At 70.8% G+C, this 26,842-nt stretch carries 29 protein-coding genes and 1 pseudogene; 13 read left to right on the forward strand and 17 right to left on the reverse strand.

The features are described 5' to 3' along the window. Positions 1-1,239 (reverse strand): ROK family transcriptional regulator, encoded by a 1,239-nt coding sequence (locus NIE111_RS12045; protein WP_238684493.1) that lies wholly within the window; start codon positions 1,237-1,239, stop codon positions 1-3. 78 nt (positions 1,240-1,317) lie between these two features. Between NIE111_RS12045 and xylA the strand changes: the two genes are divergently transcribed. From xylA to NIE111_RS12060, 3 genes are all read left to right on the forward strand, one after another. Then, positions 1,318-2,505 carry a xylose isomerase gene (gene xylA, locus NIE111_RS12050; RefSeq protein WP_210784534.1) on the forward strand — a complete coding sequence of 396 codons (1,188 nt, stop codon included), beginning with the start codon at positions 1,318-1,320 and terminating at the stop codon, positions 2,503-2,505. A 9-nt stretch (positions 2,506-2,514) separates the two neighbouring features. After that, positions 2,515-3,942, forward strand: coding sequence for a xylulokinase (xylB, locus tag NIE111_RS12055; RefSeq protein WP_238684494.1), 1,428 nt, complete (start codon positions 2,515-2,517; stop codon positions 3,940-3,942). Positions 3,943-4,035: 93 nt separating this feature from the next. After that, complete coding sequence (locus NIE111_RS12060) at positions 4,036-5,469, forward strand: MFS transporter (RefSeq protein WP_238684495.1); 1,434 nt, start codon at positions 4,036-4,038, stop codon at positions 5,467-5,469. Positions 5,470-5,839: 370 nt separating this feature from the next. On the opposite strand, the gene NIE111_RS12065 is transcribed toward NIE111_RS12060, so the two are convergent. From NIE111_RS12065 to NIE111_RS12085, 5 genes are all read right to left on the reverse strand, one after another. Then, positions 5,840-7,513, reverse strand: a complete 1,674-nt coding sequence (locus tag NIE111_RS12065) for a glycoside hydrolase family 13 protein (protein WP_238684515.1) — start codon at positions 7,511-7,513, stop codon at positions 5,840-5,842. Positions 7,514-7,543: 30 nt separating this feature from the next. Continuing rightward, positions 7,544-8,590: a LacI family DNA-binding transcriptional regulator gene (locus NIE111_RS12070; RefSeq protein WP_238684496.1), complete on the reverse strand. Its 1,047-nt coding sequence runs from the start codon at positions 8,588-8,590 to the stop codon at positions 7,544-7,546. A 69-nt stretch (positions 8,591-8,659) separates the two neighbouring features. Then, positions 8,660-9,628, reverse strand: a complete 969-nt coding sequence (locus NIE111_RS12075; protein WP_238684497.1) for a carbohydrate ABC transporter permease — start codon at positions 9,626-9,628, stop codon at positions 8,660-8,662. 1 nt (position 9,629) lies between these two features. Continuing rightward, positions 9,630-10,676 (reverse strand): carbohydrate ABC transporter permease, encoded by a 1,047-nt coding sequence (locus tag NIE111_RS12080; RefSeq protein WP_238684498.1) that lies wholly within the window; start codon positions 10,674-10,676, stop codon positions 9,630-9,632. A 71-nt stretch (positions 10,677-10,747) separates the two neighbouring features. Further along, a complete protein-coding gene (locus tag NIE111_RS12085; protein ID WP_238684499.1) occupies positions 10,748-12,094 on the reverse strand; it encodes an ABC transporter substrate-binding protein in 1,347 nt (448 codons plus the stop codon). Between the two features lie 251 nt (positions 12,095-12,345). Here NIE111_RS12085 and NIE111_RS12090 point away from each other — a divergent pair, with 251 nt between their 5' ends. Continuing rightward, positions 12,346-13,119, forward strand: coding sequence for a M23 family metallopeptidase (locus tag NIE111_RS12090; protein WP_238684500.1), 774 nt, complete (start codon positions 12,346-12,348; stop codon positions 13,117-13,119). Between the two features lie 45 nt (positions 13,120-13,164). On the opposite strand, the gene NIE111_RS12095 is transcribed toward NIE111_RS12090, so the two are convergent. The 5 genes and pseudogenes from NIE111_RS12095 to NIE111_RS12115 all read right to left on the reverse strand — a co-directional run. Next, positions 13,165-13,659, reverse strand: a complete 495-nt coding sequence (locus tag NIE111_RS12095; RefSeq protein WP_238684501.1) for a TspO/MBR family protein — start codon at positions 13,657-13,659, stop codon at positions 13,165-13,167. A 172-nt stretch (positions 13,660-13,831) separates the two neighbouring features. Then, positions 13,832-13,975, reverse strand: a complete 144-nt coding sequence (locus NIE111_RS12100) for a GPGG-motif small membrane protein (protein ID WP_007464364.1) — start codon at positions 13,973-13,975, stop codon at positions 13,832-13,834. Next, positions 13,966-14,742, reverse strand: coding sequence for a metallophosphoesterase family protein (locus NIE111_RS12105; protein ID WP_091405690.1), 777 nt, complete (start codon positions 14,740-14,742; stop codon positions 13,966-13,968). Before NIE111_RS12105 ends, NIE111_RS12100 begins: the two co-directional genes overlap by 10 nt. Before the next feature lie 10 nt (positions 14,743-14,752). Then, on the reverse strand, positions 14,753-15,028 hold the full coding sequence (locus tag NIE111_RS12110) for a hypothetical protein (protein WP_238684502.1): 276 nt from the start codon (positions 15,026-15,028) through the stop codon (positions 14,753-14,755). Then, positions 15,025-15,612: pseudogene (locus NIE111_RS12115) on the reverse strand (nucleotidyltransferase); the annotation flags it as partial. The gene NIE111_RS12110 and the pseudogene NIE111_RS12115, both read right to left, overlap by 4 nt. Positions 15,613-15,791: 179 nt before the next feature. Between NIE111_RS12115 and NIE111_RS12120 the strand changes: the two are divergent. Then, positions 15,792-16,460 (forward strand): dTMP kinase, encoded by a 669-nt coding sequence (locus tag NIE111_RS12120; protein WP_238684504.1) that lies wholly within the window; start codon positions 15,792-15,794, stop codon positions 16,458-16,460. Here NIE111_RS12120 and NIE111_RS12125 read toward each other — a convergent pair. Beyond that, positions 16,445-17,137, reverse strand: a complete 693-nt coding sequence (locus tag NIE111_RS12125) for an SDR family NAD(P)-dependent oxidoreductase (protein WP_238684505.1) — start codon at positions 17,135-17,137, stop codon at positions 16,445-16,447. The two genes, NIE111_RS12120 and NIE111_RS12125, sit on opposite strands and share 16 nt — an antisense overlap. Positions 17,138-17,297: 160 nt before the next feature. Here NIE111_RS12125 and NIE111_RS12130 point away from each other — a divergent pair, with 160 nt between their 5' ends. From NIE111_RS12130 to NIE111_RS12145, 4 genes are all read left to right on the forward strand, one after another. Continuing rightward, positions 17,298-18,314: an NAD-dependent epimerase/dehydratase family protein gene (locus NIE111_RS12130; RefSeq protein WP_238684506.1), complete on the forward strand. Its 1,017-nt coding sequence runs from the start codon at positions 17,298-17,300 to the stop codon at positions 18,312-18,314. Positions 18,315-18,390: 76 nt separating this feature from the next. Continuing rightward, the gene (locus NIE111_RS12135) at positions 18,391-19,305 is read left to right on the forward strand and encodes a MurR/RpiR family transcriptional regulator (protein ID WP_238684507.1); all 915 of its coding nucleotides are present in this window, start codon (positions 18,391-18,393) and stop codon (positions 19,303-19,305) included. Continuing rightward, positions 19,302-20,243: an N-acetylmuramic acid 6-phosphate etherase gene (gene murQ, locus NIE111_RS12140; RefSeq protein WP_210784546.1), complete on the forward strand. Its 942-nt coding sequence runs from the start codon at positions 19,302-19,304 to the stop codon at positions 20,241-20,243. The genes NIE111_RS12135 and murQ overlap by 4 nt, the downstream gene beginning before the upstream one ends. A gap of 377 nt (positions 20,244-20,620) precedes the next feature. Then, positions 20,621-21,610 carry a sigma-70 family RNA polymerase sigma factor gene (locus NIE111_RS12145; RefSeq protein WP_091405669.1) on the forward strand — a complete coding sequence of 330 codons (990 nt, stop codon included), beginning with the start codon at positions 20,621-20,623 and terminating at the stop codon, positions 21,608-21,610. A gap of 72 nt (positions 21,611-21,682) precedes the next feature. Here NIE111_RS12145 and NIE111_RS12150 read toward each other — a convergent pair whose 3' ends face one another. Beyond that, on the reverse strand, positions 21,683-22,660 hold the full coding sequence (locus tag NIE111_RS12150) for a C40 family peptidase (protein ID WP_238684508.1): 978 nt from the start codon (positions 22,658-22,660) through the stop codon (positions 21,683-21,685). Positions 22,661-23,159: 499 nt separating this feature from the next. Here NIE111_RS12150 and NIE111_RS12155 point away from each other — a divergent pair, with 499 nt between their 5' ends. Continuing rightward, a complete protein-coding gene (locus tag NIE111_RS12155) occupies positions 23,160-23,681 on the forward strand; it encodes a DUF6232 family protein (protein WP_238684509.1) in 522 nt (173 codons plus the stop codon). A 53-nt stretch (positions 23,682-23,734) separates the two neighbouring features. Here the strand turns inward: NIE111_RS12155 and NIE111_RS12160 are convergent, their stop codons facing one another. Beyond that, complete coding sequence (locus tag NIE111_RS12160) at positions 23,735-24,064, reverse strand: DUF3817 domain-containing protein (RefSeq protein ID WP_238684510.1); 330 nt, start codon at positions 24,062-24,064, stop codon at positions 23,735-23,737. Between the two features lie 25 nt (positions 24,065-24,089). Further along, positions 24,090-24,512, reverse strand: coding sequence for a hypothetical protein (locus tag NIE111_RS12165; RefSeq protein WP_238684511.1), 423 nt, complete (start codon positions 24,510-24,512; stop codon positions 24,090-24,092). Positions 24,513-24,643: 131 nt separating this feature from the next. On the opposite strand from NIE111_RS12165, the gene NIE111_RS12170 reads away from it, so the two are divergent. The 3 genes from NIE111_RS12170 to NIE111_RS12180 are packed head-to-tail and all read left to right on the forward strand — an operon-like array spanning position 24,644 to position 25,919. Further along, positions 24,644-24,985, forward strand: a complete 342-nt coding sequence (locus tag NIE111_RS12170; RefSeq protein WP_372488318.1) for a DUF6158 family protein — start codon at positions 24,644-24,646, stop codon at positions 24,983-24,985. After that, positions 24,985-25,323 (forward strand): SRPBCC family protein, encoded by a 339-nt coding sequence (locus tag NIE111_RS12175; RefSeq protein WP_238678168.1) that lies wholly within the window; start codon positions 24,985-24,987, stop codon positions 25,321-25,323. Before NIE111_RS12170 ends, NIE111_RS12175 begins: the two co-directional genes overlap by 1 nt. Positions 25,324-25,376: 53 nt before the next feature. After that, positions 25,377-25,919 carry a DUF1360 domain-containing protein gene (locus NIE111_RS12180; RefSeq protein WP_124858679.1) on the forward strand — a complete coding sequence of 181 codons (543 nt, stop codon included), beginning with the start codon at positions 25,377-25,379 and terminating at the stop codon, positions 25,917-25,919. A 55-nt stretch (positions 25,920-25,974) separates the two neighbouring features. On the opposite strand, the gene NIE111_RS12185 is transcribed toward NIE111_RS12180, so the two are convergent. After that, positions 25,975-26,169 (reverse strand): hypothetical protein, encoded by a 195-nt coding sequence (locus NIE111_RS12185; protein WP_238684513.1) that lies wholly within the window; start codon positions 26,167-26,169, stop codon positions 25,975-25,977. 49 nt (positions 26,170-26,218) lie between these two features. Further along, positions 26,219-26,452: a hypothetical protein gene (locus NIE111_RS12190; RefSeq protein ID WP_274531013.1), complete on the reverse strand. Its 234-nt coding sequence runs from the start codon at positions 26,450-26,452 to the stop codon at positions 26,219-26,221. Positions 26,453-26,842: the final 390 nt, after the last annotated feature.

A 26,842-nucleotide genomic window follows, 5' to 3' on the forward strand; every position in this document is an offset into this window, starting at 1 on the left:
TCAGCCGGCGCGGGCCAGCCAGCCGGCGGGCTGGGCGACGATCCGGCGGGCCACCGAGCCGGCGGCGCCCACCGCGGCGGCCTCCGCGCCGAGCGTCGACGGGCGGACCGTGACCGGCGACCAGGCCGCGGTGAGCACCCGGGCGCCGATCTCGGCGAGGACCGGGGGACACAGCCAGGGTGCGAGCGCCGCGTAACCGCCACCGAGCACCACGGTGTCCAGGTCGAGCAGATTGACGACGCTGGCCACCGCGACGCCGAGCGCCGTTCCGGCGTCGTGCAGCGCCCGCAGCGCGTCGGCGTCGCCGGCCTGGGCCAACTCGGCCAACCGGGCCGTCGCGGTGTCCGCGGGAAGCTCCGCCCGGGCCAGCCCGGCGGCGGCCACGATCGCCTCCTGGCCGGCGTACTGCTCCAGGCAGCCCTGCCCGCCGCAGCGGCACGGACGGCCCTCGGGGTGCACCGGAAGGTGCCCTATCTCGCCGCTCCACCCGCGTACGCCGCGAAACAGCGCGCCGTCCAGCACGATGCCGGCGCCGATGCCCACCTCTCCGGAGATGTGCAGGAAGCTGGACGGGCCGGGTGGCTGAGAGTGCAACTCGCCGAGCGCCGCGAGGTTGGCCTCGTTGTCTACCACCAGTGCGGGGATGCCGGGCACCTGCTCGATCAGCGGAGGGTGCTCGGCGAGCAGCGCGGGCACCGGCACGTCACGCCAGCCGAGGTTCGGCGCGAGCCGGACCAGCCCGGCGTCGTCCACCAGGCCGGGCACCGCCAGCGCGGCCCCGACCAGGGTGAGGCCGTCCTCGGCAGCGTCCTCGCGGGCTGCTCCGGCCATCTCGACCAGGCGGGCCAGGGCGTCGGCGGGGGCCACCGGGCGCAGGTCGGCCCGGTGGACGGTGCGGTGCCGGACCTGGCCGGTGAGGTCCACGACGCAGACCGCCAGGTAGTCCACGTTGACCTCCAGGCCGAGCCCGGCCGGCCCCTGATCGGCCAGGACCAGTCCGCGCGCCGGGCGGCCGGCGCCCGAGCGGGGCGCGGGGTCGGACTCACTGACCAGCCGGCCGGCGAGCAGGTCCTCGACCACCGCGGACACTGTGGCTCTGGTCAGGCCGGTCGCTGTCGCCAGGTCGGCCCGGGAGGGAGGTCGGTCGGCCGTGGCGATTCGGCCGAGGACCAGGGCGAGGTTGAGCTCGCGCAGGCTGCCCTGACGGACTGCGCCGGCCGGGGCGTGGGTGAGGCTCACCCCTTGACAGTGCCATAGGGTGGGCAAATAATTCAATCGCTGAACAAATAGCGGACAACACCACCCCGGAGGTCGCTCATGGCACCCCGTCCCACCCCCGCCGACAAGTTCTCCTTCGGGCTCTGGACCGTGGGCTGGCAGGCCCGCGACCCGTTCGGTGACGCCACCCGTCCCGAGCTCGACGCGGTCGAGGCGGTGCACCGGCTCGCCGAGCTGGGCGCGTACGGCATCACCTTCCACGACGACGACCTGATCCCGTTCGGCGTCGACGCGGCCACCCGGGACCAGCACATCGCCCGGTTCCGCAAGGCCCTCGACGAGACCGGCCTGGTGGTGCCGATGGTCACCACCAACCTCTTCACCCACCCGATCTTCAAGGACGGCGGCTTCACCAGCAACGACCGCGACGTCCGCCGCTACGCGCTGCGCAAGGTGCTGCGTCAGGTCGACCTGGCCGCCGAGCTGGGTGCCAGCACCTTCGTCATGTGGGGTGGCCGCGAGGGCTCCGAGTACGACCTCGCCAAGGACGTCCGCGCCGCCCTGGACCGCTACCGCGAGGCCGTGGACCTGCTCACCCAGTACTCCATCGACAAGGGCTACAACCTGCGGTTCGCCCTGGAGCCCAAGCCCAACGAGCCGCGCGGCGACATCCTGCTGCCGACCATCGGGCACGCGCTCGGTTTCATCTCCCAGTTGGCCCACCCGGAGCTGGTCGGCCTCAACCCGGAGGTCGGCCACGAGCAGATGGCCGGGCTCAACTACGCCCACGGCATCGCCCAGGCGCTCTGGCAGGGCAAGCTGTTCCACCTGGACCTCAACGGCCAGCGCGGCATCAAGTACGACCAGGACCTGGTCTTCGGCCACGGTGACCTGATGAACGCGTTCGCCCTGGTGGACCTCCTGGAGAACGGCGGCCCCAACGGCGGGCCGGCCTACGACGGCCCCCGGCACTTCGACTACAAGCCGTCCCGCACCGAGGACATGGACGGGGTGTGGGCCTCCGCGGCGGCCAACATGAGCACCTACCTGCTGCTCAAGGAGCGGGCAGCGGCGTTCCGCGCCGACCCCGAGGTGGTCGAGGCGCTCGCCGCCAGCAAGGTCGGCGAGCTGAGCACGCCGACGCTGGGCGACGGCGAGGGCTACGAGGAGCTCCTGGCCGACCGGTCCGCGTTCGAGGACGTCGACGTGGACGCCGTGGCCGCCCGGGGCTTCGCCTTCGTCCGGCTCAACCAGCTCGCCGTCGAGCACCTGCTCGGCGCTCGCTGAGGCCCCGCCATGCCGTTGGTCGCAGGCGTTGACTCGTCCACCCAGTCCTGCAAGGTGGTGATCCGGGACGCGGAGACCGGCACCCTGCTCCGGCAGGGCCGGGCACCGCACCCGGACGGCACGGAGGTCGACCCGGAAGCCTGGTGGCAGGCGCTGCGTAGCGCCGCCGACCAGGCCGGCGGGTTGGCCGACGTGGCGGCGGTCTCCGTCGCCGGCCAGCAGCACGGCATGGTGTGTCTCGACGAGGACGGCCGGGTGGTCCGCCCGGCGCTGCTGTGGAACGACACCCGATCCGCCGACGCCGCCGCCGACCTCATCGAGGAGGCCGGCGGCGGCTCGGCCGGGAGTCGGTTCTGGGCGGAGGCCACCGGCAGCGTTCCGGTGGCCAGCTTCACCCTCACCAAGCTGCGCTGGCTGGCCACGCACGAGCCGGAGCGGGCAGCCCAGGTGGCGGCCGTCTGCCTGCCACACGACTGGCTGACCTGGCGGCTGGCTGGCGCACCGGGGCTGGACGCGCTGCGTACCGACCGGGGCGACGCCAGCGGAACCAGCTACTGGTCGCCGGCCACCGGTCAATACCGGCTGGACCTGCTGGAGCAGGGCTTCGGCCGGCGGTTGGTGCTGCCCGAGGTGCTCGGTCCGGCGGATTCGGCGGGGAAGCTGTCCGACGTACTGGGTGGGCCGGGCGGCGCGCTGCTGGGCGCGGGCACCGGGGACAACGCCGCCGCCGCGCTCGGTGTCGGCGCCGGGCCCGGTGACGTGATCGTCTCGATCGGCACCTCCGGCACCGTGTTCAGCGTCGCCGACGTGCCCGCCGCTGACGAGAGCGGTGCGGTGGCGGGCTTCGCCGACGCGTCCGGTCGCTTCCTGCCGCTGGTCGCCACGCTCAACGCGGCCCGGGTGCTGGACGCCGCCGCCGCGATGCTCGGGGTCAGCCTCGACGAGCTGGCTGAGCTGGCGCTCTCCGCGCCAGCCGGGGCGGACGGGCTGGTCATGGTGCCCTACCTGGAGGGCGAGCGGACGCCGAACCGACCGCTCGCCACCGGCGCCGTGCACGGCCTGACCCTGCGCACGTCGACCCCCGCGCACCTGGCGCGGGCCGCCGTGGAGGGCATGCTCTGCGCGCTCGCCGACGGCTTGGACGCGCTGACCGCGCAGGGTGCCACCGCCCGCCGGGTCATCCTGGTCGGCGGCGGGGCCCGGTCGGCAGCGGTGCGGCAGATCGCCCCGCAGGTCTTCGGCTGCCCGGTCGTCGTTCCGCCAGCCGGCGAGTACGTCGCCGACGGTGCCGCCCGGCAGGCCGCCTGGGTCGCCCTGGGCGGCGACGCGCCGCCGGTCTGGGCGGTCGAGGGCACCGAGGAGTACGCGGCGACGGCCGTCCCCGCCGTGCGCGACCAGTACGCCGCGGCGCGCGGGTTGGTGCTCGACCGGCGCTGACAGTCGGGATCGACGCGGGTGGGTGCGGGCCGACGGTGACCGGCACCCACCCGCGTGACGACCTCCTTCACGTGGTCTGGTTGGCTGCCGGTCATGACGGTGACCAGTGGCGGGCCCGGCCTGCGCCCGCACGGTCGGGGCGGTGGGCCGGCGCACCGGCTGTACAGCGTCGTGGTGTTCGTGCTGCTCGCCTCGCTGGACAACGTGGCGATCGGGCTGGTTCCCCCGCTGTACGGCCCGATCTCCGACGCGTTCGACGTGTCCGGTCGGCTGCTCGGCGTGGTCACAGCGGTCAGCTTCCTGGTCAGCGCGGTCGCGGCGGTCGGCTGGGCGTACGTCGGGGACCACACCAACCGCAAACCACTGCTCATGGTGGGCACGCTGCTCTGGGCGGCGGGCACCGGCGGTAGCGCGCTCGCCGACGGCTACCTGACGTTCCTGGCCGCACAACTGGTCGCGGCTGTCGGCCTCGGCGCGGTCGGCTCGGTGGGCTTCTCCGTGGTCACCGATCTGATCTCACCGACCCGGCGCGGGCTGGTGATGAGTTTCTGGGGGCTCTCCCAGGGGGTCGGCACCCTCGCGGGCACTCTCGTCGGCGGGCTGCTCGGGGCTGCCGACTGGCGGCGGCCGTTCCTGCTGTTGACCGGCGTCGGCCTGGTCGCCACAGTGGCCTACCTGTTCACGTACGACGTCCGGCGTGGCCAGAGCGAGCCGGAGCTGGCCGGCAGGTTGGACGCCGGCGCCGAGTACGACTACCGGATCAGCCGCGCCGACCTGCCGCGCATCCTGGCCCGGCGGACCAACCGGTGGCTGATCCTGCAGGGCCTGACCGCGCAGGCCGCGTTCGGCTCGTTGGTCTGGCTGCCGGTGCTCTTCGCCGAACGGGCCGAGGCGCAGGGCTACTCCACCTCGACAGCGGTGGTGGTGGGCAGCGTCTTCGCCACCCTGTTCCAGCTCGGTGGGGTGCTGTCCATCGTGGGCGGGCTGATCGGTGACGCCGTGCAACGGCGTACCCCGCGAGGGCGGGCACTCGTCGCCTCGATCGGCATCCTCGCCGCGCTGCCGTTCTACCTGGTGTTGTTCTTCGTACCGGTGACCATCGACGTGCCGGACGGCGCGAGCGGCGGCGCGGTGGTGGGTGCGGTGCTGGCCAGTGTGTTCACCGAGCCGTCGGTCGGGCTGAGCCTGCTCACCGCCATCGTGGCGCTCGCGTTGACCTCGGCCAACTCGCCGAACTGGTTCGCCTTGATCGCCGACGTCAACCCACCGGAGCACCGGGGCACTGTCTACAGCCTGGGCAACCTGGTCAACGGGGTTGGTCGCGCGGCCGGCAACGGGCTGGTCGGGGTGGCCTTCCAGGCCCTGCGGGCGGCATTCCCGCCACCGCTGAACTTCGCCGTCGGGCTGGCCGCGTTCCAGCTCTTCTTCATCCCGACCGGTGTCATGTATTGGCTCGCCTCGCGAACCTCACCGGCGGACATCGACAACGTGCACGACCTGCTGCACACCCGAGCCAACCGCCTCTAACCCCCACTCACCCCCACTCACCCCCGCCCCGCGATCTTGCGCTTACTGTCCCGACACAAGCGGCATAGAGCCCATACCGACGACCGAATCTGCAAGATCGGCGCGGCGGCGGCGTGGGGGGGCACGTTCGGTGTGCGGGTCCGAGGGACTGGGCGTCCCGCGCCACTCGAGATCGCGCTACTTCCTGGTTCTCGTTGCCTTCCGGCGGGCCGAGGCCACCGCATCCTGGAATGAGTGCGATCTCGAGGGTGCGGGGCGCGGGCGCACGGCGGGCGGGCATGAATCGTTTACGACATCAGCTCCATAGCGGGCCGGTCCACGCTGATCGGCCCGCCCGCGAGTACCGCGGAACGGGCCGGTCAGCGTTCGGTCAGCCTCGCAGCCAGACGGTCACGTCAGCCGGGAGCGCGCCGTCGTCGTCCAGGGGCGCGCTGGCGGCGAGCACCTCGGCGCCGGCCGGCACCGGCACCGGGGCGGCACCGAAGTTGGTCAGCACTGTCAGCTCACCGTTGCGGAAGCTCAGCACCTCGTCGCCGGAGGACAACCACTCCAGGGTGCCGCGACCCAGCCCGTGGGCACGGCGCAACCGCAGCGCCGTGCGGTACAGCTCGTACGTCGAGCCGGGCACGTCGCGTTGGCGGTCCAGCGCGTACTCCGCCCAGAGCGCGGGCTGCGGCAACCAACTCGCGTCGGTCGGCCCGAAGCCGTACGACGGGGCGTCGGCCTCCCACGGGATCGGCACCCGGCAGCCGTCCCGGCCGCGCTGGGTGTGCCCGCTGCGTGCCCAGGTCGGGTCCTGCCGGGCCTCGTCGGGCAGAGTGGTGTGCTCGGGCAGCCCCAGCTCCTCACCCTGGTACAGGTACGCCGAGCCGGGCAGCGCCAGCATCAGCAGGGTCGCCGCCCGGGCCCGGCGCAGACCGAGTGCGGCGTCCGGCTGCGGGTCGCCGATGCCGATGCCGTTGGGGCGTACGGTGCCGACCGGCAGCCCGAGGCGGGAGGCGTGCCGCACCACGTCGTGGTTGGACAGCACCCAGGTGGTCGGCGCGCCGACCGAGTCGGTCGCCTCCAACGAACGGGTGATCACCGCGTACTGGGCCGGTGCGCTCCAGGCGGCGAGCAGATACTCGAAGTTGAACGCCTGGTGCATCTCGTCCGGGCGGACGTAGCGGGCCAGCCGCTCGGCCGGTTCCACCCAGGCCTCGGCGACCAGCACCCGCTCGCCGGGGTAGCTGTCCAGCACCTGCCGCCACTGCCGGTAGATCTCGTGCACGCCGTCCTGGTCCCACATCGGCGGGCGGGGCTTGTCGATCTCGTTGCCGGAGAGGATCTCCTGCGGCTCCTGCCAGTCCGCCAGGTCGGCCTGCTTGATGAGGCCGTGCGCCACGTCGACCCGGAAGCCGTCCACGCCGCGGTCCAACCAGAAGCGCAGCACGTCCAGGAACTCCGCGTGCACCTCCGGGTTGTCCCAGTTGAGGTCCGGCTGCCCGGTGTCGAACAGGTGCAGGTACCACTGGCCGGGCTGTCCGTCGGCGTCGACAGTCCGGGTCCAGGCCGGACCACCGAAGACGCTCTGCCAGTCGTTCGGCGGCTGGTCGCCGGCCGGACCTCGGCCGTCCCGGAAGATGTACCGCGACCGTTCGGCGCTGCCGGGCGCGGCCGGCAGCGCGGCCTGGAACCAGCGATGCGCCGAGGACGTGTGGTTCGGAACCAGGTCGACGATCACCCGCAGGTTGCGGGCCCGGGCCTCGGCGATCAGCTTGTCCGCGTCGGCGAGGGTGCCGAACAGCGGGTCGATGTCGCGGTAGTCGGCCACGTCGTAGCCGGCGTCGGCCTGCGGCGAGGGGTAGAAGGGGGAGAGCCACACCGCGTCCACGCCCAGCTCGACCAGGTGGTCGAGGCGGGCGGTGATGCCGGGCAGGTCACCGATTCCGTCCCCGTCCGAGTCGGCGAACGAGCGGGGGTAGATCTGGTAGATGGCGGCCTCGGTCCACCAGCCGGTGGCCGGGTGACCGGAGGGGGTCTGCTGCGTCGGATCGGTGTTCAGGGTCGTCTCCCGTGTTGCGGTGTGTGGATTTCAGTGTGCCCGGGGCGGTGCGGTCGAGTCCCGGACCACCAACCGAGTGGGCAGGACCACCGGAGTGTCGCAATCGGCGCCCCGTTGACTGACGATGGGGCCCGGCGGTCGGGCCCCGAGCGGGTCGAGCAACATCTGGGCGGCCAGCCGGCCCTGCTCGGCAGCGGGCTGGGCGACGGTGCTGAGCCCGAGCACACCGGCCAGGTCGTGGTCGTCGATGCCGATCACGCTGACGTCCTGCGGCACCCGCAGTCCGACGTCGCGCAGGGCGGTCAACGCGCCCATCGCCATCTCGTCGCAGGCGGCGACGATCGCCGTCGGTGGCTCGCCGCGGGCCAGTAACTCGGCGGTGGCCCGGTTGCCGCCGTCGATGGTGAAGGTGGACTCGATGTCCAGGGTGGGGTCGGGTCGCAGGCCGGCGGAGCGCAGCGCCGACTGGTAACCCCGACGTCGGTCGAGGTGGGTGGTGAAGGCCAACTCGTCGTCCGGGTCGCCGGAGATGTGGGCGATCCGGTGATGGCCGAGGTCGATCAGATGCTTGGTCGCGACCCGCGCGGCAGCCACGTCGTCGATCCGTACGCACGGCCAGTTGGGCACCCTGCTGCCCGAGCTGATGGTGACGCCGGGCAGTTCCAGGGTGGCCAGCGCGGTCAGGTCGGCCGGACGCAGGGGCGTGGCGACCAGCATCATGGCATCGACCCGCTTGTGCAGGTTCGCCGTACGCAGAACCCGCTGGCGGACCTGCTCCCGGCCGCCCAGGTTGTAGAGCAGCAGGTCGTAGCCGGACTGGTGGAGGTATTCCTCGACCGCCTCGACGACGGTGCTGAAGAACCAGCGGGTGATCCGGGGGACCACCACCGCGACAGTGCCGGTCCGGCCGCCGGCGAGCCGGGACGCGCTCGGCGAGACCTCGTAGTCGAGTTGCTCGGCGGCGGCGAGTACCCGGCGTCGGGTGGCGGCCGAGACCGTCGGTAGTCCGCGCAGCGCCCGCGAGACGGTGGCAGTGGACACTCCGGCCAGCCGGGCCACATCATCGATCCTCGTCACGGTTTCCCCCGCTCGGTGCCCGGAGCGTCCGCCGCCGCCCGAGGGGCCAGGCGGCGGCGGACGCCTGGGTCAGCCCTTGACGCTGCCGGCGAGCAGACCTCGCACGAAGAAGCGCTGCAGGGACAGGAACACGATGAGCGGTACGACGATGCTGACGAACGCACCGGCGGTCAGGCGCTGCCACTCGTTGCCGCGGGTGCCGGCCATCTCGGCGAGCCGGACGGTGAGCGGAGCGGTCTCGTCGCCGCCGCCCGCGAAGATCAGCGCGACCAGCAGGTCGTTCCAGACCCAGAGGAACTGGAAGATGCCGAACGCCGCCAGCGCCGGGGTGATCAGCGGCAGCACGATGGTGCGGAAGATCTTCGGGTGGGTGGCCCCGTCGACCCGGGCCGCCTCCATCAGGTCCCCCGGCAGTTGCGAGATGAAGTTGTGCAGCAGGAAGACGGCGAACGGAAGCGCGAAGCAGGTGTGGGCGAACCACACCTGGGCGAACTTCTGCTCGTCGACCAGGTCCCAGGCCGGCATCAGTGTGACGCCGCCGAGGCTGACCCCGGTGGAGAAGAACCTCAGCAGCGGCACCAGGGCCATCTGCAGCGGCACGATCTGCAACGCGAAGATCGCGATGTAGACCCAGTCCCGGCCACGGAAGTTGATCCACGCCAGCGCGTACGCGGCGAGGGCCGCGAAGGCGAGCGGGAAGAGCACCGACGGGATGGTGATCGCCAGCGAGTTGATGAAGGAACCGGCGAGCTGCCCGGAGGACGCCGAGCGCCCGAACAGGACCTGCTCGTAGTTCTCGAAGGTGAACTGCGGGTTGGTGAAGGCCGTCCACCAGCCGGTGGTCTTGATCTCGTCCTCCGGGCGGAGGGAGGAGATGAGCAGACCGAAGGTCGGGATGGTCCAGACCACCGCGATGACGATCGAGACGAGCGTCGCGGTGCGGCTGTTCAATCGCTTGCGGACCCGGCCGACCGCGCTGGTCGGGGTGCCGTCGGTCTTCTGGGTGCCGGCGGCGACGGTGGGCGTTGCGGTGGTCATCTCAGCCCTCCCGCTGTTGACGGAGGTTACGGATCTGGTAGATCACGACCGGGATGACCAGGATGAAGAGGAAGACCGCGAGCGCGGAACCCCGCCCGTTCTCGCTGTACCGGAACGCCTGGTTGTACATCTCGTTGGCGATCACGCTGGTGTCGTAGTTGCCGTTCGTCGAGGTCCGGACGATGTCGAAGACCTTGAGCGTGGCGATCGTGAGGGTCACCATCACGACGATCAGCGCCGGTCGGATGCTCGGCATGGTGATCTGCCAGAACATCTGCCACGGGCTGACACCGTCGAGCCGGGCGGCTTCGACGATGTCGCCGGGGATCGCCTTGATCGCGGCGGAGAGCACCACCATGGCGAAGCCGGCCTGGATCCAGACCATGATGACGATCAGCAGCAGCGTGTTCAGTGGTGATTCGAGCAGCCACTGCTTGGGCTCACCGCCCAGGCTGACCACGATCTGGTTGAGCAGACCGATCTGGTCGCCGTCGCCTCGGTAGGCGTAGACGAACTTCCAGATGATGCTGGCGCCGACGAAGGAGATGGCCATCGGCAGGAAGATCAGTGACTTGGCCACCGCCTCGAACCGGGCCTTGTCCACCATTACGGCGTAGATGAGGCCGAATCCGGTCGCCACCAGCGGGACCAGGAGCACCCAGATCAGGGTATTGATCAGGACCCGGACGATCGCGTCGTCGGAGAACATCCAGCCGAAGTTCTCCAACCCGACCCACTCGGTGCTGGTCCTGTTCATCAGGGAGAGCAGCACGGTGCGGATGGCCGGTACGACCAGACCGATGGTGAGCAGCAACAGCGTCGGCAGCAGGAAGAAGAGCGCGAAGATCCCCTCCCGCTGCTTGAGCCGACGGGGAAGTGGAGCACCACTCGCCGAGGCGGCGACGAGCTGCGCCTCCCGTCGCCGGGCGAACCAGGCCGGCACCACGTCGAGCAGCAGTAGGAGACCACCCACCACCAGCACGAAGGCAACCAGCCCGTACATCAGCATGAGGAGCTTCGGCTGCTCATCGGCGAAGTCGAACTCCATCAACCCTCCCTTCCGGGTCCACCTCGGCCGGTGGCCCGGCCCGCGTCAGCGGACCGGGCCACCGTCGGGGATCACTTAGGCCAGCTGCTCTCGATGCCCTGGAGCACCGGGGCGGTCGCCTTGCCGTTCAGCCACTCGACCATGCCCTTCCAGAACGTTCCCGCGCCGACGCCGGCCGGCATCAGGTCGGATCCGTCGAAGCGGAAGGTGCCCGTCTTGTCCTGGAGGATCTGGACGGAGAGCTTGTCGATCGGGCTGGCGACGTTGGCGATGTCCAGCTTGTTGTTCGCCGTGACCCAGTTGCCGAGCTTCGCGCGGCTGTTCACGTACTCCGCCGAGACCAGGTAGGTCTGCACGGCCTGGACCTCGGGACGGTCGGCGTAGCCGACGACGAACTCGCCCGCGCCCAGAACCGGCTTGCCCTTGGACGGGTCGATGGCCGGGAAGTAGAAGGCGAACGCGTCGCCGTCCTCGGCCACCTTGGTGCCCTCGGGGAACTGGTTGGCGTAGAACGACGCCTGTCGGTGCATCGCGCACTTGCCGGTGGTCACCGGCAGGCCCGCCTCCTGGAAGGCGGTGGTGGTGATGCTCTTGACGCCGCCGAAGCCGCCGTTCATGTACTTGTCGTTCTTGAGGATGCTGCCGGCGCGGTCGACCGCGTCGACGATCTTCGGGTCGTTGAACGGGATGGCGTGGGTGGTCCACTGGTCGTAGACCTCGGGACCCTGCGTCCGCAGGACCACGTCCTCGATCCAGTCGGTGGCCGGCCAGCCGGTGGCGTCACCGGACTCGACGCCCGCGCACCACGGCTTCGTGCCGCTGGCGGCGATCTTGTCGCTCAGGGCGATGAGCTGGTCCCAGGTGGTCGGGACCTCCCAGCCCTTCTCCTTGAACGTCTTCGGCGAGTACCAGACGAAGGACTTCACGTTGGCGCCGAGCGGCACGCCGTAGAGCGTCCCGTTCACGGTGCCGTACTTCAGCCAGTCGGCCGGCATGTTCTGCTCGGCGAGGGCCTTGGTGTCGGCGCCGAGGGACTTCAGCTTGCCGGCGTCCGCGAAACGCTTCACCAGGCCCGGCTGCGGCACGAAGGCGATGTCGGGGGCATTGCCACCGTCGACCCGGACGGGGAGCTGCGCCTCGAACTCGCCGCTGCCCTCGTAGTCGATCTCGATGCCGGTGCACTCGGTGAACTGCGACCACGACCGCTCGAGCAGGTCGGCCTCGGCGTCACGGATGGACGCGTAGATGGAGACCTTCTTGCCGTCGTGGCCCTGGTACTTGTCGTATGCGGCGCACTCCGCGGAGCCCGCTTTGCTGCTCTTCTTGTCGTCGCCGGTACCGCAGGCGGTGGCGCTGAGCGCCAGCCCGATTACACCGGCGATCACGAAGGCCTGGCGTGGTCTGGTAAAGACCGCCATGCCGTCCTCCTTCCTAGCCGGCGCGGTCGTGCTGGTGACCCGTCGCCGGTCCGATTGGGCGTGCACACATGTAAGCGCTTGCATCCGGCCCGGTCCACCCCCTGTCAGACACGAGCGAGTAACAATCCGGAAACCTGCGGTCTGCCTGGTGGGCGCGCTCCCGGCGACAAGCTGGGGACTCTTTCGAAGATTGACGATATCTGTCAGGCTGGACACCTCGTATCGAAGGTTTTCGACATAGGAGGAGCTGTATGCGAAAGCGGTGGATCAGCCTGCTGGTGACGGGTCTCATCGTCGGGGGAGTCCTGGCGCCAGCCAGCCCGGCGCTGGCCGCGCCGACCTTCAAGGTGCCGTTCCCGTGCGGCCAGTCCTGGTCCGGGCAGACTCGATCGGGTCACAGCCCGGCGAACGCCGTCGACTTCAACCGCACCGACGATCAGGGCGACCCGGTGGTGGCGAGCGCCCCCGGCACCGTCGACCGGGTGACCGACCTCGGTGGCACCAGCTACGGCAAGTACGTCCGGATCAACCACGGCGGCGGTTACAGCACCTACTACGCGCACCTCAACGGCTTCAACGTCTCGGTCGGGCAGACGGTCGGGTACGGCAAGGTGCTCGGCTGGGTCGGCACCACCGGCGGATCGACCGGCCCCCACCTGCACTACGAGCAGCGCCTCAACGGCGCCGACATCCAGGTCCGCTTCAACGGCACTCTCGCGCTGTACTGGGGCACCAAGAGCTACACCAGTAACAACGGGTGCTCCTCGGGCAGCGGCAACGGCACTGTCGACACCAGCGGCACGGCGCTGACCGTCCGCTCCGGCCCCGGCACCGGGTACGCCTCGGTGGGCACCGTCGCCGACGGCGCCCGGGTGACCATCGCCTGCCAGACCAGCGGCACCACTGTCACCGGCACGTACGGCACCAGCTCGATCTGGGACCGGATCGGCTCCGGCCGCTACATCGCCGACGCGTACGTGTACACCGGCTCCGACGGCTACATCCCCGGCGTTCCCCGCTGCTGATCCGGCCACGGTCCCCGGCGGCCACCGCCGCCGGGGACCGGTCGGTCAGTTGTTCAGCTGCCAGATCGACAGGTTCAGCGCGGCGGCGAAGGTGACCCAGGCCCAGTACGGCAGCATCAGCGCCGCCGCCACCCGGGACACCCGGGCGAACAGCACCACTGTGAGCCCGATCGCCAGCCACATCAGCACGATCTCGGCGAACGCCAGCCCGTACTGCCCCGCGCCGAAGAACAGCGGGGTCCAGATCGCGTTGAGCACCAGTTGGGCGGCCCACGCCCAGAGGGCGGGGGAGAAGCCGACCCGCCGCCACACCAGCCAGCCGGCCACCGCGATCAGCGCGTAGAGCAGCGACCAGACCGGGCCGAAGAGCCACGAGGGCGGGGCCCAGCCGGGCTGCCGCAGGTTCGCGTACTCCTCGGTGGCGCCCTGCACGCCGAGTCCGCCGATCGCGGCCGCCACGAAGACCGCCGCCGCGAAACCGGCGAGGGCCCACCACGCTCGCCGCCCGGAGGTGGCCGGTGCCTCCTGAGATGTCTCCATGGTCGAGATATTTCCTCTCGCTGTCGGCTCAAACCGCCGAGCGGGAGGGCGGTTCACGGGGCCGGCCACGCACGAAAAAGCGCCGGGATCGCCACGGCCGGTGCTTCTGTCGGGAGGACGAAGCTCCGGTCGCGGCGACCCCGGCGGGTCCCGGTGTTGAGGCGTACGAGCGCTAATTGAAAATGCTGACACCACCCGGGCCGACCAACAGCCCGACGACGATGAGGACGATGCCCCACAGGATCTGCCGGCGGAACAGCGCGAGGATGCCGGCGACCACGAGTACGACTGCGAGAATCCAGAGAATCAGCTCCATGACCTCTGACTACCCGACTGGCCGATCGGGGAAACCTGGTCGGTGTCGAGTTGATCGCCAACGTGAAAGACGCTGTACGCCTGCTTGATCACCGGGTGCGCGACGTTGCGGACACGTACCCCGCCGGGGGTCGTGCCGCGCTCGGTCCCGGCGTGCGCGTGCCCGTGCACGGCGAGCGCCGTGGGCGCCGAGTCGATCGCCTGCCCCAACTGGTACGACCCCAGGAACGGGTAGATCTCCAACGGCTCGCCGGCCAGCGTGTCCGGCACCGGCGAGTAGTGGGTGAGCGCGACCAGCATGTCGCAGTCCAGCGAGCGCAGCGCCGCACCGAGACGGTCCGCGCTGTCGGTGGTGGTCCGCACGAAGGCCTTCATCTCCGGCTCGCCGAAGTCACTGGCGCACCGACCGGCGAACCCGCCGCCGAAGCCCTTGACGCCGGCGATGCCGAGTCGGCCACCCGCGCAGTCCAGCACGACGCCGTTGCCCTCCAGCACTGTGATGCCCGCGTCCTCCAGCACCTTGACCACCTGTGGCACCTGGTCACACTGGTGGTCGTGGTTGCCCAGCACTGTCACCACCGGTACGGCCAACCCACCGAACTCCTCGGCCACGCAGCGCGCCTCGGCCTCGGTGCCGTGCCGGGTCAGGTCCCCGGCCAGCAGCAGCACGTCGGCGCACTCCGGCAACTCCTCCAGCGCCGGTCGGAACCGGCCGACCACGTCCTCGTCCAGATGCACGTCGCCCACAGCGGCAATCCGGATCACCATGGAACCTCCCTCAGGGCAGTTGCTCGATCTCCGTGGGCGCTTGGGCGCGGATCACCCCGATGTCGCTGGTGACCGGCACGTCCGGAAAGCGCTCGGACACCCGACGCAGGATCTCGTCCCGCCGGTGCGGACTCTCCACCTCGCCGTAGAGCACGAGGGCGCGTTCCCGTCGAACCACTGTGATCCCCTGTTCGGCGACGGCCGGGTCCTCGACGAGCAGCCGTTGGATCTCCGCCTCGACGTACTCGTCCGGTGGCCCGGCGTCGATGTCGCGATGATGGGTCACGATGTCCCCTCTCCTGGCTGGGTGCCGGCGGCCGGCACCACCTCCAGCCGGTCCAGCAGCACCAGGAACGCCTCGGCGTACGGCGAGTGCTGCGTCTCCTTGCGTACCCGTTCCCAGTCGATCTGCTCCCGCAGCGAGCGGGCCAGTGGCAGACCGCGGGCGAAGTCGCAGTAGTGCTGGGAGAAGCTGAGCAGTTTGTGCACCATCAGCTGGGTCGCGGACAGCACCGGCATGCGAATCGCGTCCACCGGTCGGATGACAGTGTCGGCGAACGTCTCCTCGGTGACCGGCGTCTCGATCGGCCGATGGATCAGGTCCACCATCCGGCCGTCGTCGAACACCTTCACCAGCCAGTCCTCCGGGGGATGCTCGGCGACGAAGCCGGCCGCCACCAGGGCCTCCAGTGCCTCGTCCACGTCGGCCTCCCGGATCAGGAAGTCGACGTCGTGATCGCTGGAGTGGCCCCCGTGGGCGTAGACCGCGAAGCTGCCGCCCAGGGCGAACGGAATCTCGGACTGCTTGAGCACGGCGGCGACCTTCTTGAGGGTGTGCACCAGACTCTCGTCTCCGCGCTCAGCCATCTGGTTCCTCCGTCGTCGTGTTGGTGGACCGGCGGTTGGATTTCAAACTCCGGTACCCGGCATTCAGGTCGTCCACACCTGCTGGTGTCTCGGTCGGGCGTCAACAGGGATGAAGCACCACAAACCTCGCGGACCAAGTGCGTGGGTCGGATAACCTGTGGAGAGTGGCCAGATCATCGGGGATGCGACGACGCAAGGCCCGATTGCGCACCGTCGCCCTGATCGGGATCGACGGTTCGGGCAAGACCACGCAGGCACACCGGCTGGCCGACGCGCTGACCGCCGCCGGACGCCCCGCCACCTACCGCCGCAACGCCAGTGGCCGCCGCTGGCTCGGTCGGCTCGCCCAACGCCTCGGCCGGCCGGACGCGCAACGGCTCGTCGGTCGCGACGGCGTGCTGGCCGTGGAGTCGGTGCTGCGCTGGCTGGCCATCGCCATCGCACTGATCAGCTGTCTGCTCACCGGCCGGACGGCGGTGATGGATCGCTACTCGGCGTGCCAGTACGCGAGCATCCGGGCGCACGGCGGGCAGCGCTGGGAGCGGCTCGCCCGGGCCGGCTACCGGTTGTTCCCGACGCCGCAGGTGACCTTCCTGCTCGCCGTCGACCCGGCGGAGGCGTACCGGCGCATCGAGGAACGCGGCACCGACCACGAGACGATGGGGTGGCTGACCGCAGCCGACACCGCCTACCGGGCACTGCCCGAGTACCCCAGCTTCGTGCTGGTGGACGCGGGCCGCCCGGCCGAGGAGGTGACCGAGCAGATCCAGGCGCACCTGGAGACCTGGCTACCGCCGTCCGCCTCGAGCGGAGAGGACGTCGGCCCGGTGGTGGCTCAGGCCCGCCCGTAGACCGGCACCGTGGCACCACTGGTCGGGGCGGAATCGGCCGACGCGAGGAACCGGATCACCGGCGCGATCTCGGCCGGGGTCACCCAGCGGGAATGGTCGGCGTCGGGCTGGGCCGCCCGGTTCGCCGGGGTGTCGATGACGCTGGGCAACACGGTGTTGCAGCGCACGTTCTGCGACCGGTACTCCACGGCGACCGCGTTGGCGAAGGCCAGCACCGCCGCCTTGGCCGTCGAGTAGCCGGCCGCGCCGCGGAACGGGGTGACCGCCGCGCGGGCCGAGACGCAGACCACCGCGCCGCCGCCGGACGACACCAGGTGCGGGAGCGCTGCCTGGGTGACCAGGTAGGTCGGCCGCAGGTTGACGGTGAGCATCCGCTCGAACTCCTCGACCGGGGTCTCGTGCACCAACCCGCCGCTGGCGTACCCCCCGACGAGGTTGACCACCGCGCGCAGCGGTGCCGCCGGTTCGCCGGCCGCGGCCTCGACCGCCCGCGCCGCGCCCGCCGGCTCGCCCAGGTCCGCGAGCACGCGGACCAGTCCGGCCGTCGCCGGCTCCGACCCGGGCCGGGCTTTCCGATCCGGTACGACCACCCGCCAGCCCGCCTCGACGAACGCGGTGACGACCGCCCCGCCAAGCCCCCCGAACCCCCCGGTCACCAGAACGCTGCCCTGTCCCATGAACCCCACGCTAGTGCCCCCACGCCTCCTTCGGGCCCCTCCGTCGATCATGAAGTTGTTGCCGTGACACGCCGATCCGAGTGGTGACAACTTCATGATCGCGGTCTGCCGTGGGCAGATTGGTGGGGTCGTTCGAGCCTTGAGGGCGCAGGATCGGCGGATGCGGATCCTCATTCTCGGTGGCACCCAGTTTCTCGGCCGGGCCACGGCACGGCTCGCCGTCGAACAGGGTCACGAGGTGACCTGCGCGGCCCGGGGTGTGTCCGGCGCCGTGCCGGACGGGGTGCGCTTCGTGGTGGCCGACCGCGATGATCCCGACTCGCTCGTCCCGCTCGCCGCCGACGGCTTCGACGCAGTGGTCGACGTGACCCGCCAGATCAGCCACGCCCGGCACGCGCTCAGCGCGCTCGCCGACCACGTCGGCCACTGGTCGTTCGTGTCGACGATCTCGGTGTACGCGGACCACGCCACCCCGGGTCAGACCGCTGCCGACGCGCCGATCCTGGTACCGGCCCCGCCGGACGTGGACGGTCCGGTCGGCCCGGACCACCGCTGGTACGGCGAGTGCAAGGTGAGCATCGAGGAACTGGTCCGGGAGCGGGTCGGCGTGGACCGTTCGTTCATCTGTCGGGCGGGGCTGATCGTCGGCGCGGAGGATCCGAGCGACCGTTTCCCGTACTGGGTGCGGCGGCTGTCGGCCGGTGGCGAGGTGCTGGCCCCCGGGCAGCCGACTGACCGGGTGCAGTTCGTGGACGTCGCCGATCTGGCGCGTTGGCTGTTGCACGCCGCCGGCACCCGCCTTGGCGGCACGTACGACGGCACCGGTCCGGCGATGTCCCGGGCCGATCTGTTGGCCGGGGTGGCCGCCGGGCTTGGCGTCGCCGATCCGGTGTTCACCTGGGTCGACCAGGAGTTCCTGCTGTCCCAGGACGTCCGCGAGTGGTCGGGGGAGCGGGCGCTGCCGCTCTGGGTGCGGCTGCCGGAGACCGCCGGCCTGATGGACCGGGACGTCCGGCCGGCTCTGGAGGCGGGTCTGACGGTCCGTCCGCTGGCCGACACCGTTCGGGCGACAGCGTCCTGGATGGCCGCACACCCGGCGGCCGTCCGGCAGGGTGGACTCGACCCGGCGGATGAGGCGGCGATCCTGGGAAGGTGGCAGGCTGTGCGGGACCGGTGATCCCGGCGATCGAAGTTTCCCCCCACCTCGGACAGTCATAGTTGACGCTCACGCCTGCTGAAAGTAAGTTTCATCCGTGGCGAAGAGTCCGAAGATTTCTGCGAGTCACGAGCCCGGTGGGCTGATCGTCCACATCAGCGGGCTGTTGCCATCGCTGTCGCCCGCCGAGCAGCGGGTCGCCCGGCTGGTCGTGTCCGACCCGGCGGCCGCCGCCCGGCGGACAATCACCGACCTCGCCACCGCGGCCGAGACATCCGAGGCGACAGTCATCCGGTTCTGCCGTTCGGTCGGCATGGACGGTTACCCCCAGCTGCGCATCCGCCTCGCCGCCGAGGCCGCCCGCCGCATCGAGCCGCCAGACGCCCGAGTGGTGGGCGGTGACATCCCGCCCGGTGCCGACCTCGCCCAGATCATCGCCACCATCGCGTTCAACGACGCCCGCGCCGTCGAGGAGACCGCCGAGCAACTCGACCCCGCCATCTGCGAGCAGGTGGTCGAGGCGATCAGCGGTGCCGGCCGGATCGACATCTACGGCGCCGGCGCCAGCGGGTTCGTCGCCTCGGACTTCCAGCAGAAGCTGCACCGCATCGGCCGGATCGCCTTCTACTTCCCGGACGTGCACACCGCGCTGACGTCGGCCGCCCTCCTGGGCCGGGGCGACGTGGCGATCGGCATCTCGCACACCGGCACCACCTCCGACGTGATCGAGGTGCTGGAGCAGGCCCGCACCCGCGGTGCCGCGACAGTGGCGCTGACCAACTTCCCGCGCTCGCCGATCACCGACGTGGCGGACTTCGTGTTGACCACGGCGGCACGGGAGACCACCTACCGCTCCGGCGCGACGGCCAGCCGGCTGGCCCAGCTCACAGTGGTCGACTGCCTCTTCGTCGGGGTGGCCGCCCGCAACCGGGCCCGGGCCCGCAAGGCCCTGGAGGCGACCGCCGAGGCGGTCCAGTCGCACCGGGTGGGTGCCAACCGGAGGCGGGCATGACGGCCGGTGCGGAGATGCCCGCACGGCCCGCTCGCCCCACGGTCCGGGTGGGTGCCCCCACCGAACGGCGTAACCCGCTCAGCGTCGACCTCGACCTGATGTCGACCCGGGACGTGCTCACCGTGATCAACGAGGCGGACCGGCGGGTGCCCGCGGCGGTCGCCGCGGTGCTCGACGAGATCGCCACCACCGTCGACCTGGCGGTCGCGGCGCTACGCGGCGGTCACCGGGTGCACTACTTCGGGGCCGGCACCTCCGGCCGACTGGGCGTGCTCGACGCGGCCGAACTGGCCCCCACCTTCAACTCGCCCCGACACTGGTTCTGCGCGCACCTCGCCGGGGGCCCGGACGCGATGTGGCGGGCCGTCGAGGACGCCGAGGACGACGACCGGGGCGGCGCGGTCGAAGCGGCCAGTTGTGTACGGGCCGGGGACCTGGTGGTTGGTCTGGCGGCAAGCGGACGCACCCCGTACGTCCTCGGGGCGCTTGCCGCGGCCCGCGCCAAGGGCGCCTCGACGGTGCTGCTCTGCGCCAATCCGGAGGCGGAGGCCGCCCGGTCGGTCGACGTGTTCATCGGGGTGGACACCGGACCCGAGGTGGTCACCGGGTCGACCCGGATGAAGGCGGGCACAGCGCAGAAACTGGTCCTCAACACGTTCTCGACCGCCGTCATGGTGCGCCTGGGGCGGGTCTACTCGAACCTCATGATCGATATGGTGGCCACCAACGCGAAACTCCGGGGACGAATGATCTCGATCCTGGTCGAGGCCACCGGTTGCTCGGAGGAGCTCTCCCGGCAAGCCCTCACCGAGGCCGACGGGGACCTGAAGACGGCGCTCGTCGCCCTCGTCTCGGGCGCCGAGATCGACGCCGCCCGTGCCGCGCTGGCCCGCTCGGCCGACCAGGTGCGCGGCGCCCTCGCCCTGCTCGCCTCCTAGCGCCACCCGCACCGGGAAGCGAACCGGCCCTCGGATTGTTCATCTGGCCGGGGGGTAATAACACCCCCGTGAATGAACCGACCGGTGCACCGGTGCGTATCTGGCAGTGACCAGGATCGCATCGCGGTGGTGACCCGGGTCGCTGTGCCCCCACGGCGGGCGGTGTTGCCATGGTGCGGTAACCCGTACGTGGTGCCCAGTGGCGAGCCGCCCGATGGGGTGCTGACAGCAAACATGGATCGTGCTCTCAGCTACTACTCAGGCATTCGTGACACTTTCGACTCACGACGAGGAATCCCCGACACGTCTCATCTGTTGTGTAGGTGTCAGCACCGATGGGCACAGCAGAAGTTACCAGGGGCCGACAGGTGTGGGGAATGGCAAGGAACCGGGCAACCGGCGCGAGCGAGGGGACCGTGGGCAACGTGGACAAGAACATCGGCATGCGAACCGACGAGGTTGCCGAGGAGCGCGACCTGGTCGGCGTCTACCTGCACGAGATCTCCCGGACGCCACTGCTGGACGCCGCCAAGGAGGTCGATCTCTCCAAGGCGATCGAGGCCGGCCTCTACGCCGAGCACCTGCTCGGTGAGGAAGCCGTTCCCGCCGGTGTCGACCGGGCCGACCTGGAGTGGCTGGTCGTCGAGGGCGAGCGGGCGAAGGACCTCTTCATCCGTGCCAACCTCCGACTGGTCGTGTCGATCGCCCGGCGCTACGTGCGCTCGGGGATGCCCATGCTGGACCTGATCCAGGAGGGCAACACCGGCCTCGTCCGGGCGGTCGAGAAGTTCGACTACGAGCGCGGCTACAAGTTCTCCACCTACGCCACCTGGTGGATCCGGCAGGCGATCAGCCGGGCGATCGCCCAGCAGGAGCGCACCGTCCGTCTGCCGGTGCACCTGGTGGAGGACGTCAACCGGATGCGCAACGTGGCCCGGCAGCTGACCCGTGAGTTGGGCAGCGACCCGGAGCCGGAGCAGATCGCCAACGCCCTCGGCGTCACCGTCGAGCGGGTGAACGAGCTGCGCCGCTGGTCGCAGGACACCGTTTCGCTGGACACCCCGGTGGGCGACGACGGCGACACGAACCTCGGTGACCTGGTCGCCGACAGTGACGCGCCGTCGCCGGAGGACATCGTCCTCAGCGGCCTGGAGCGGCAGCGCATCGAAGGGCTGCTCAACCACCTCGACGACCGGTCCGCCGGCATCATGCGGGCCCGCTACGGGCTGGAGGACGGCCGGGAGCACTCGCTCACCGAGGTAGCGTCCCGCTTCTCGCTGTCCCGCGAGCGGATCCGACAGCTGGAGATCCAGGCCCTCGGCCGGCTCCGCGAGCTGGCCCGGGCGGAGGGGCTGCAAGCAGCCTGACCTGGTAGTAATGACGGCGAACGGCCGGCGTCCGATAGGGGGACGCCGGCCGTTCGCCGTTTCCGATGGTGGTTAGCGCACCCGGCCGTAACCCTGGATGGACATCATGTTCATGCCACGCTTGAGCACGTTGCGACCGGCGCTGGGCGCGTCGATCACCTGACCGTCGCCCACGTAGAGGGCGACGTGCCCGAGCCCGCTGTAGAAGACCAGGTCGCCGGGGCGCAGTTCGCCCCGCCCGATGTGGGCGACAGCGCTCCACTGCATCCGGGTGTTGTGCGGCAGGGACTTCCCGGCCGCCCGCCAGGCAGCCGAGGTCAGGCCGGAACAGTCGTAACCGTTCGGCCCGTCGGCCGCCCAGACGTACGGCTTGCCGATCGCGCCGAACGCGTAACGCACCGCCGTTCCGGCAGCACCGGACACGGCGGGCACGTTCTTGGCCTCGCTCGTCGCCGCCCTGGGCTCGGGTCGCTCGGTGGCGGCCCCGTACGCCTGCCGGCGCAGCTCGTACAGCTTGGCCAGGTCCTGCTCGATCTGCTTCTTACCCGCGGCGAGCTGACGAGCCTGTGCGGCCTGCCGGGTCAGGGTCGCGCCCAGGCGTGCCTTCTCGTCGAGCAGCCGCTGCTGGTCGGCAGTGAAGCCGGAGATGCGCTCCTGCCGCTGACGGGTCAACTGCTCGATCGTGCCGAGCCGGTCCAGCAGTGCGGCCGAGCCGCCGGGACGGAGCAATGCGTCCGCGGTGCGCAGACCGCCGCTCTTGTACGCGGTGGAGGCGAGTTCCGCCACGTCGGCTCGGCTCTGCTCGACCTGCTGTTCGAGCGGGCCGATGCGGGTCTGTAATCGGGCCACGGCGGCCTCGTTTGTCTTGATCTCCTCACGCAACTTGTTGTAGGACTCGACGACCCGCTCCAACTCGGCCGAGGACGTCTCGATCCGGCGGGTCAGGTCGGCGGGGGACGGCTCGGCCTGGGCCACCGCCGTCGGGGCGATCAGCGCGGCCGACATGCCGACCAGCGCCACGGTGCGCAGCAGATTTCTCAGGGATGACAAGAGCGGAAGGCCCCTCTCCCACGGCCGTCGGGGCTGCTGACGCCCTCGACGACACCGGCCGGGGCCATCCGGGCGGACGGCACTGGGCCGGACCGGCTCGCCCAACCTAACCCGGGACGGATGTCGCTCGCAGTTGAAGCAGGGGCGAAAGTTGGGAGAGTTGCGGGTCGGGCGCCTGCGCTGGGTGGCGCCATCGTGGCTGATGACACCTGCGAGCGAGGGAACATCGCCCTTTTGGCGGCCTACTGACGGATATGCGACTTTCGTCGTTCCGGGCGTATGCCGCCGGATTCCTAGCCGCCATAACCGATAAAAGCTGAAATGGATGCGGTTTCTCGGCGATGTCACCCGGTGGTGGCGAGCTGTCGGGACCCGGTAAATGCCCAGGTCGACTGGCGGCGCCGCAACACAATGAAGTCCGGAGCCGGGAATCCCGTCAACAGGCAGCGATGAATCGCCGACGGGGCCACTCGGCCAACCGTCCCCTTCGGGAGGAACCGTGAATCGTGAAGGCGCAAAGACGCGACCCCCGCGAACGGTGCCGGGCGCTCGGTCGACCCTGCTGTACGCGCGGCCCGGCATCATCGTGACCGTCGACAGGTTCACCGTCGGTCGGAACAGTTACCGGATCGCCGACCTGACCCATCTGCGTACCACCCGGGGTCCGCACGACCGGATCGCCGTCCGGGCCGTTGTCATCACCGCCAGCATGCTCGGCGGTGTGGGGGTGCTCCTCGGCTTCACCGGCGGTCTGCACCGCCTCACCGCCGGGGCGTACCTGATCCTCGGCGCGGTGTTCCTGCTCCCGGCCGCTCTCGCCCTGGTCGGCGATCGCTGGCGCCCACCGCCGCACGAACTGTGGGGGTGGTACCAGGGCTCGGAGGTGCTGCTGTTCAGCGCCGACGACGAACGGCAGTTCGGCCAGGTCACCCGGTCGCTGCTGCGGGCCCGGGAGGTCAACCGCTACGGCAGTTGGGTCGACCCGCTCGCCGGAGCGGACCCGTGGCGGCCCAACCGATGACCCGACGGCGGTGGGCCGGAGCCGCGTTGGGCCCACCGGCCGTCCAGGCAAGCTCAGCGGGCGATCGGCTCCGGAGTCCGTGCCTGCTGCGGCGCGGCCACCCAGGCGCTGACCCGGCGCTCGGCGTAGAACGAGACGAACGGCACCGTGCCGGCCAGCATCACCAGCAGCATCCGCTTCAGCGGCCAGTCGGCTCGGCGGCTCAGGTCGAACGCGGCCACCAGGTAGATCATGTAGAGGAAGCCGTGCGCCGGCCCGATGGTCTCCACGACGACCGGGTTGTCGAACGCGTACTTCAGCGGCATGCCGATCACGACCAGCAGGATCAGCACCACGCCCACGATCCAGGCGATCACGCGGTACCGGGTAAGGGCAGCGCCCACCTTCGTCCGTCCTTCCGAGCCCGGCTCAGCCGGGATAGTCACCGGGCCGGGCGCCCGGATTGGCGTTCAACCATGACAGGTAGTGGTTGTAGGCGGCCAGATCGGTGTCCTCGACGACATCGCCGGTGGCCGGTACCCGGGACACCCGCACCGGGCGGCGTACCGCCGGTCGGGACCCGGTGGTGACCGTCGGCGCCGGCTCGACGGCCGGATCCGCGGGCGGCGCGTCGGCCTCCGCCGCCTTGCGGCGGGCCAGCTTCACCTCACGCCACCAGACGTAGACCACGAAGCCGGCGAAGATCGGCCACTCGACCGCGTACCCCCAGCTCAGGCTGTTGCCGGCGGTGGCCCGGCTGATCTGCCACCAGCCCAGCCCGAGAAAGCCCACGACCAGCACGACCATGGCCACGTGGCGTGCGATCCACGCCGGGGTCCAGAGCCGCCTCATGACATTGAGGGTACCGGGGGCGCTACCGGTCTCCGACACCGTGTCGTAGTCGTCGCCTCGCCGGCTTGGTTTGGCATCACCGCGCCTGGGCAATCGTCTAGACGCCAGCCCAAACGAGATCAAGGGGGGCGATCATGACCGGATCGGTACGTGGGGACGGCTTTGCGTCCAGCGGCAGTGCGGATATGAGCCCGGAGCAGCGGGTGCCCGAGTGGGGCGGCGATCAGCTCGGCGACCCGGCCGGCGCTCCCGGCCTCGACGGCGACCTGCTCGGCATCGACCCGACGGAGCTGACCGACGAGGACCTGATCCGCGAGATGCACAGCCTGCACCGCACCCGTCTGGACACGCTGCGGCACGCGGCGGACTCCGCACTCGCGAACCACCTGCGGCGCACGGCGGAGCTGGAGACCGAGTACCTGGCCCGCCACCCGGGTCGCGAGGTCGATCCCAGCCGCCTGCGGGACGCGTGATGCCGGCGCGCGCCGTGCGCGGCATGTCCGCGCCACCCGAGGTGGTCTTCAGCACGGCCACCGACCCCGACCGTGCCTCGGCCTGGCTGCCGGAGCCGCTGCGCGGAGACGGCAGCCCCGCCGCGGAGATCAGTGGTGAGGAGCTGCGCGCCCGCTGGGGCGACGGCGACGCCGACGACTGGTCCGCCGAAATCCGGGTGGAGCCGGCGGATTCCGGTGGTGCCCGAATCCAACTCGACCTCGCCGACGGGTCCGGCGGGCCCGGTCCGGACCAGTTGGCCGACGAGGCGCTCACCAACCTGGCACGCGAGGTCGCCGACAACCTCCAGGCCGGCTGAGCCGGCCGCGCGGGACGTCGTTCCCGCACCACCACGACAGTTGAGGAGATCGGGTGAGCGACACTGGCCTGCGACAGAAGGCGGCCCGGCTGCGCCGGGCGTACGCGCCGCACGAGCACCGGCCGCTCGGCGGCTACCTGGTGGCGATGGGCGCCTACGCCGGGGTGACCGGGGCTCTCGCCGGTCTGGTCAAGGCGACCGGCCGTCCGGTGCCGGAGCGTCCCGCGCCGTCCGACGTGGTGCTGCTCTCCATCGCCACGCACAAACTGAGCCGGTTGCTGTCGAAGGACGCGGTGACCAGCCCGTTGCGGGCGCCGTTCACCCGCTATGACCGTCCGATCGGCAGCGGCGAGGTGATGGAGCAGGTGCGCGACTCGGGCAGCCCCACCCGGCACGCCATCGGCGAGCTGCTGAGCTGCCCGTTCTGCCTGGCGGTCTGGGTGGCCACCGGGCTGACCGGTGGCCTGGTGCTCGCGCCCCGGCTCACCCGCCTGGTGGCCACCGCGCTGACGGCGGTCGCCGCGTCCGACTTCCTCCAGATGGCGTACGCGACGGCTCAACAGGCCGCCGAGGGTGGGCACCAGGACGACGACTGACCAGCGGGACGGGAAAGGGGGGCCGGCAGACACCGGCCCCCCTTTCGCGTACGCCTCAACGTTGCATGCCGGACCAACCGTGCGGCGACTCCGGCTCCCGTTCGTCCTCGTCCGCCCCGGTGATGATGTTCCGATCCACCGCCGTGCGGTCGTGCTCGTTGGCGAAGTCCGGCTCGGGTGTGGTGTCCCTGCCCTTCGGGGGCTGACCCAGCGCCGGCACCTTCTCGTCGTGGTCCTCGTGGTGCGTCATGTCGATGTCCCTCCTGCGGTCATTCACGCGATGGCGCCGCCCAGGTCGCTCAGCCGATGGAACCGCCTAGCAGGTCGCTGGCCTCGTCCACCGCGTACTCGCCCTCGGGAAGCGCGTCGATGCGGGCGAGCAGGTCCGGTGGAAGCTCGGCGGCCACCGCCCGGCGATAGATCTCCGCCTGGGTGACCCGCTCCTGCGCCCGGAAGATGTCGTCGAGCAGGTCGTCGAGGGCCTGGGTGTCCGGCTCGCCGGCCACAGATGCGTCGTCGGTCACGTCGATCAGCTACCCGGGGCGGAATCGGTCAAACGTCACCCCGGTGGCGGCCTGCGCTCTCGGCCGACAGCCCCTCGAATCCTCCTTTGCTCTGCACCCGCCCAGGCGACAGTCACGCTCGGTAGGTGGTGCGCGGGCGGGTGCAGAGCAAAGGGCGGGTGCAGAGCAAAGGGAGGCAACGACGTAGCGGGGGCGAAGGAGGGCGAGGGTGATGTTGCTCGGCCCTCTCGGCCAGGCCGGTCCGTCCGCTGGTGTCGGTGTGCAGGTCGCCTCTCGGCGAGTGGCACTACGCGGCTCCAGCCGGACGGTATTCCGCGAAGGCTATTTGCGTGCGAGACTGGGAGCGTGGACACGAGGTCGATGCGTGCTGCTGGTGGTCCGCCGTCGGGGTGACTGTGG

The sequence above is a fragment of the Micromonospora hortensis genome (genome assembly GCF_022230935.1).
Classification (GTDB): domain Bacteria; phylum Actinomycetota; class Actinomycetes; order Mycobacteriales; family Micromonosporaceae; genus Micromonospora; species Micromonospora hortensis.

Bases quoted from the DNA above. Each gene is read 5' to 3' on its own strand.
- xylB (WP_238684494.1), top strand. From the start codon at position 2,515: ATGCCGTTGGTCGCAGGCGTTGACTCGTCCACCCAGTCCTGCAAGGTG.
- NIE111_RS12060 (WP_238684495.1), top strand. From the start codon at position 4,036: ATGACGGTGACCAGTGGCGGGCCCGGCCTGCGCCCGCACGGTCGGGGC.
- NIE111_RS12085 (WP_238684499.1), bottom strand. From the start codon at position 12,094: ATGGCGGTCTTTACCAGACCACGCCAGGCCTTCGTGATCGCCGGTGTA.
- NIE111_RS12100 (WP_007464364.1), bottom strand. From the start codon at position 13,975: ATGGAGCTGATTCTCTGGATTCTCGCAGTCGTACTCGTGGTCGCCGGC.
- murQ (WP_210784546.1), top strand. From the start codon at position 19,302: ATGACGGCCGGTGCGGAGATGCCCGCACGGCCCGCTCGCCCCACGGTC.
- NIE111_RS12145 (WP_091405669.1), top strand. From the start codon at position 20,621: ATGGCAAGGAACCGGGCAACCGGCGCGAGCGAGGGGACCGTGGGCAAC.
- NIE111_RS12095 (WP_238684501.1), bottom strand. From the start codon at position 13,659: ATGGAGACATCTCAGGAGGCACCGGCCACCTCCGGGCGGCGAGCGTGG.
- NIE111_RS12185 (WP_238684513.1), bottom strand. From the start codon at position 26,169: ATGACGCACCACGAGGACCACGACGAGAAGGTGCCGGCGCTGGGTCAG.
- NIE111_RS12130 (WP_238684506.1), top strand. From the start codon at position 17,298: ATGCGGATCCTCATTCTCGGTGGCACCCAGTTTCTCGGCCGGGCCACG.
- NIE111_RS12175 (WP_238678168.1), top strand. From the start codon at position 24,985: ATGCCGGCGCGCGCCGTGCGCGGCATGTCCGCGCCACCCGAGGTGGTC.
- NIE111_RS12080 (WP_238684498.1), bottom strand. From the start codon at position 10,676: ATGGAGTTCGACTTCGCCGATGAGCAGCCGAAGCTCCTCATGCTGATG.
- NIE111_RS12090 (WP_238684500.1), top strand. From the start codon at position 12,346: ATGCGAAAGCGGTGGATCAGCCTGCTGGTGACGGGTCTCATCGTCGGG.
- NIE111_RS12105 (WP_091405690.1), bottom strand. From the start codon at position 14,742: ATGGTGATCCGGATTGCCGCTGTGGGCGACGTGCATCTGGACGAGGAC.
- NIE111_RS12125 (WP_238684505.1), bottom strand. From the start codon at position 17,137: ATGGGACAGGGCAGCGTTCTGGTGACCGGGGGGTTCGGGGGGCTTGGC.
- xylA (WP_210784534.1), top strand. From the start codon at position 1,318: ATGGCACCCCGTCCCACCCCCGCCGACAAGTTCTCCTTCGGGCTCTGG.
- NIE111_RS12120 (WP_238684504.1), top strand. From the start codon at position 15,792: ATGCGACGACGCAAGGCCCGATTGCGCACCGTCGCCCTGATCGGGATC.
- NIE111_RS12165 (WP_238684511.1), bottom strand. From the start codon at position 24,512: ATGAGGCGGCTCTGGACCCCGGCGTGGATCGCACGCCACGTGGCCATG.
- NIE111_RS12075 (WP_238684497.1), bottom strand. From the start codon at position 9,628: ATGACCACCGCAACGCCCACCGTCGCCGCCGGCACCCAGAAGACCGAC.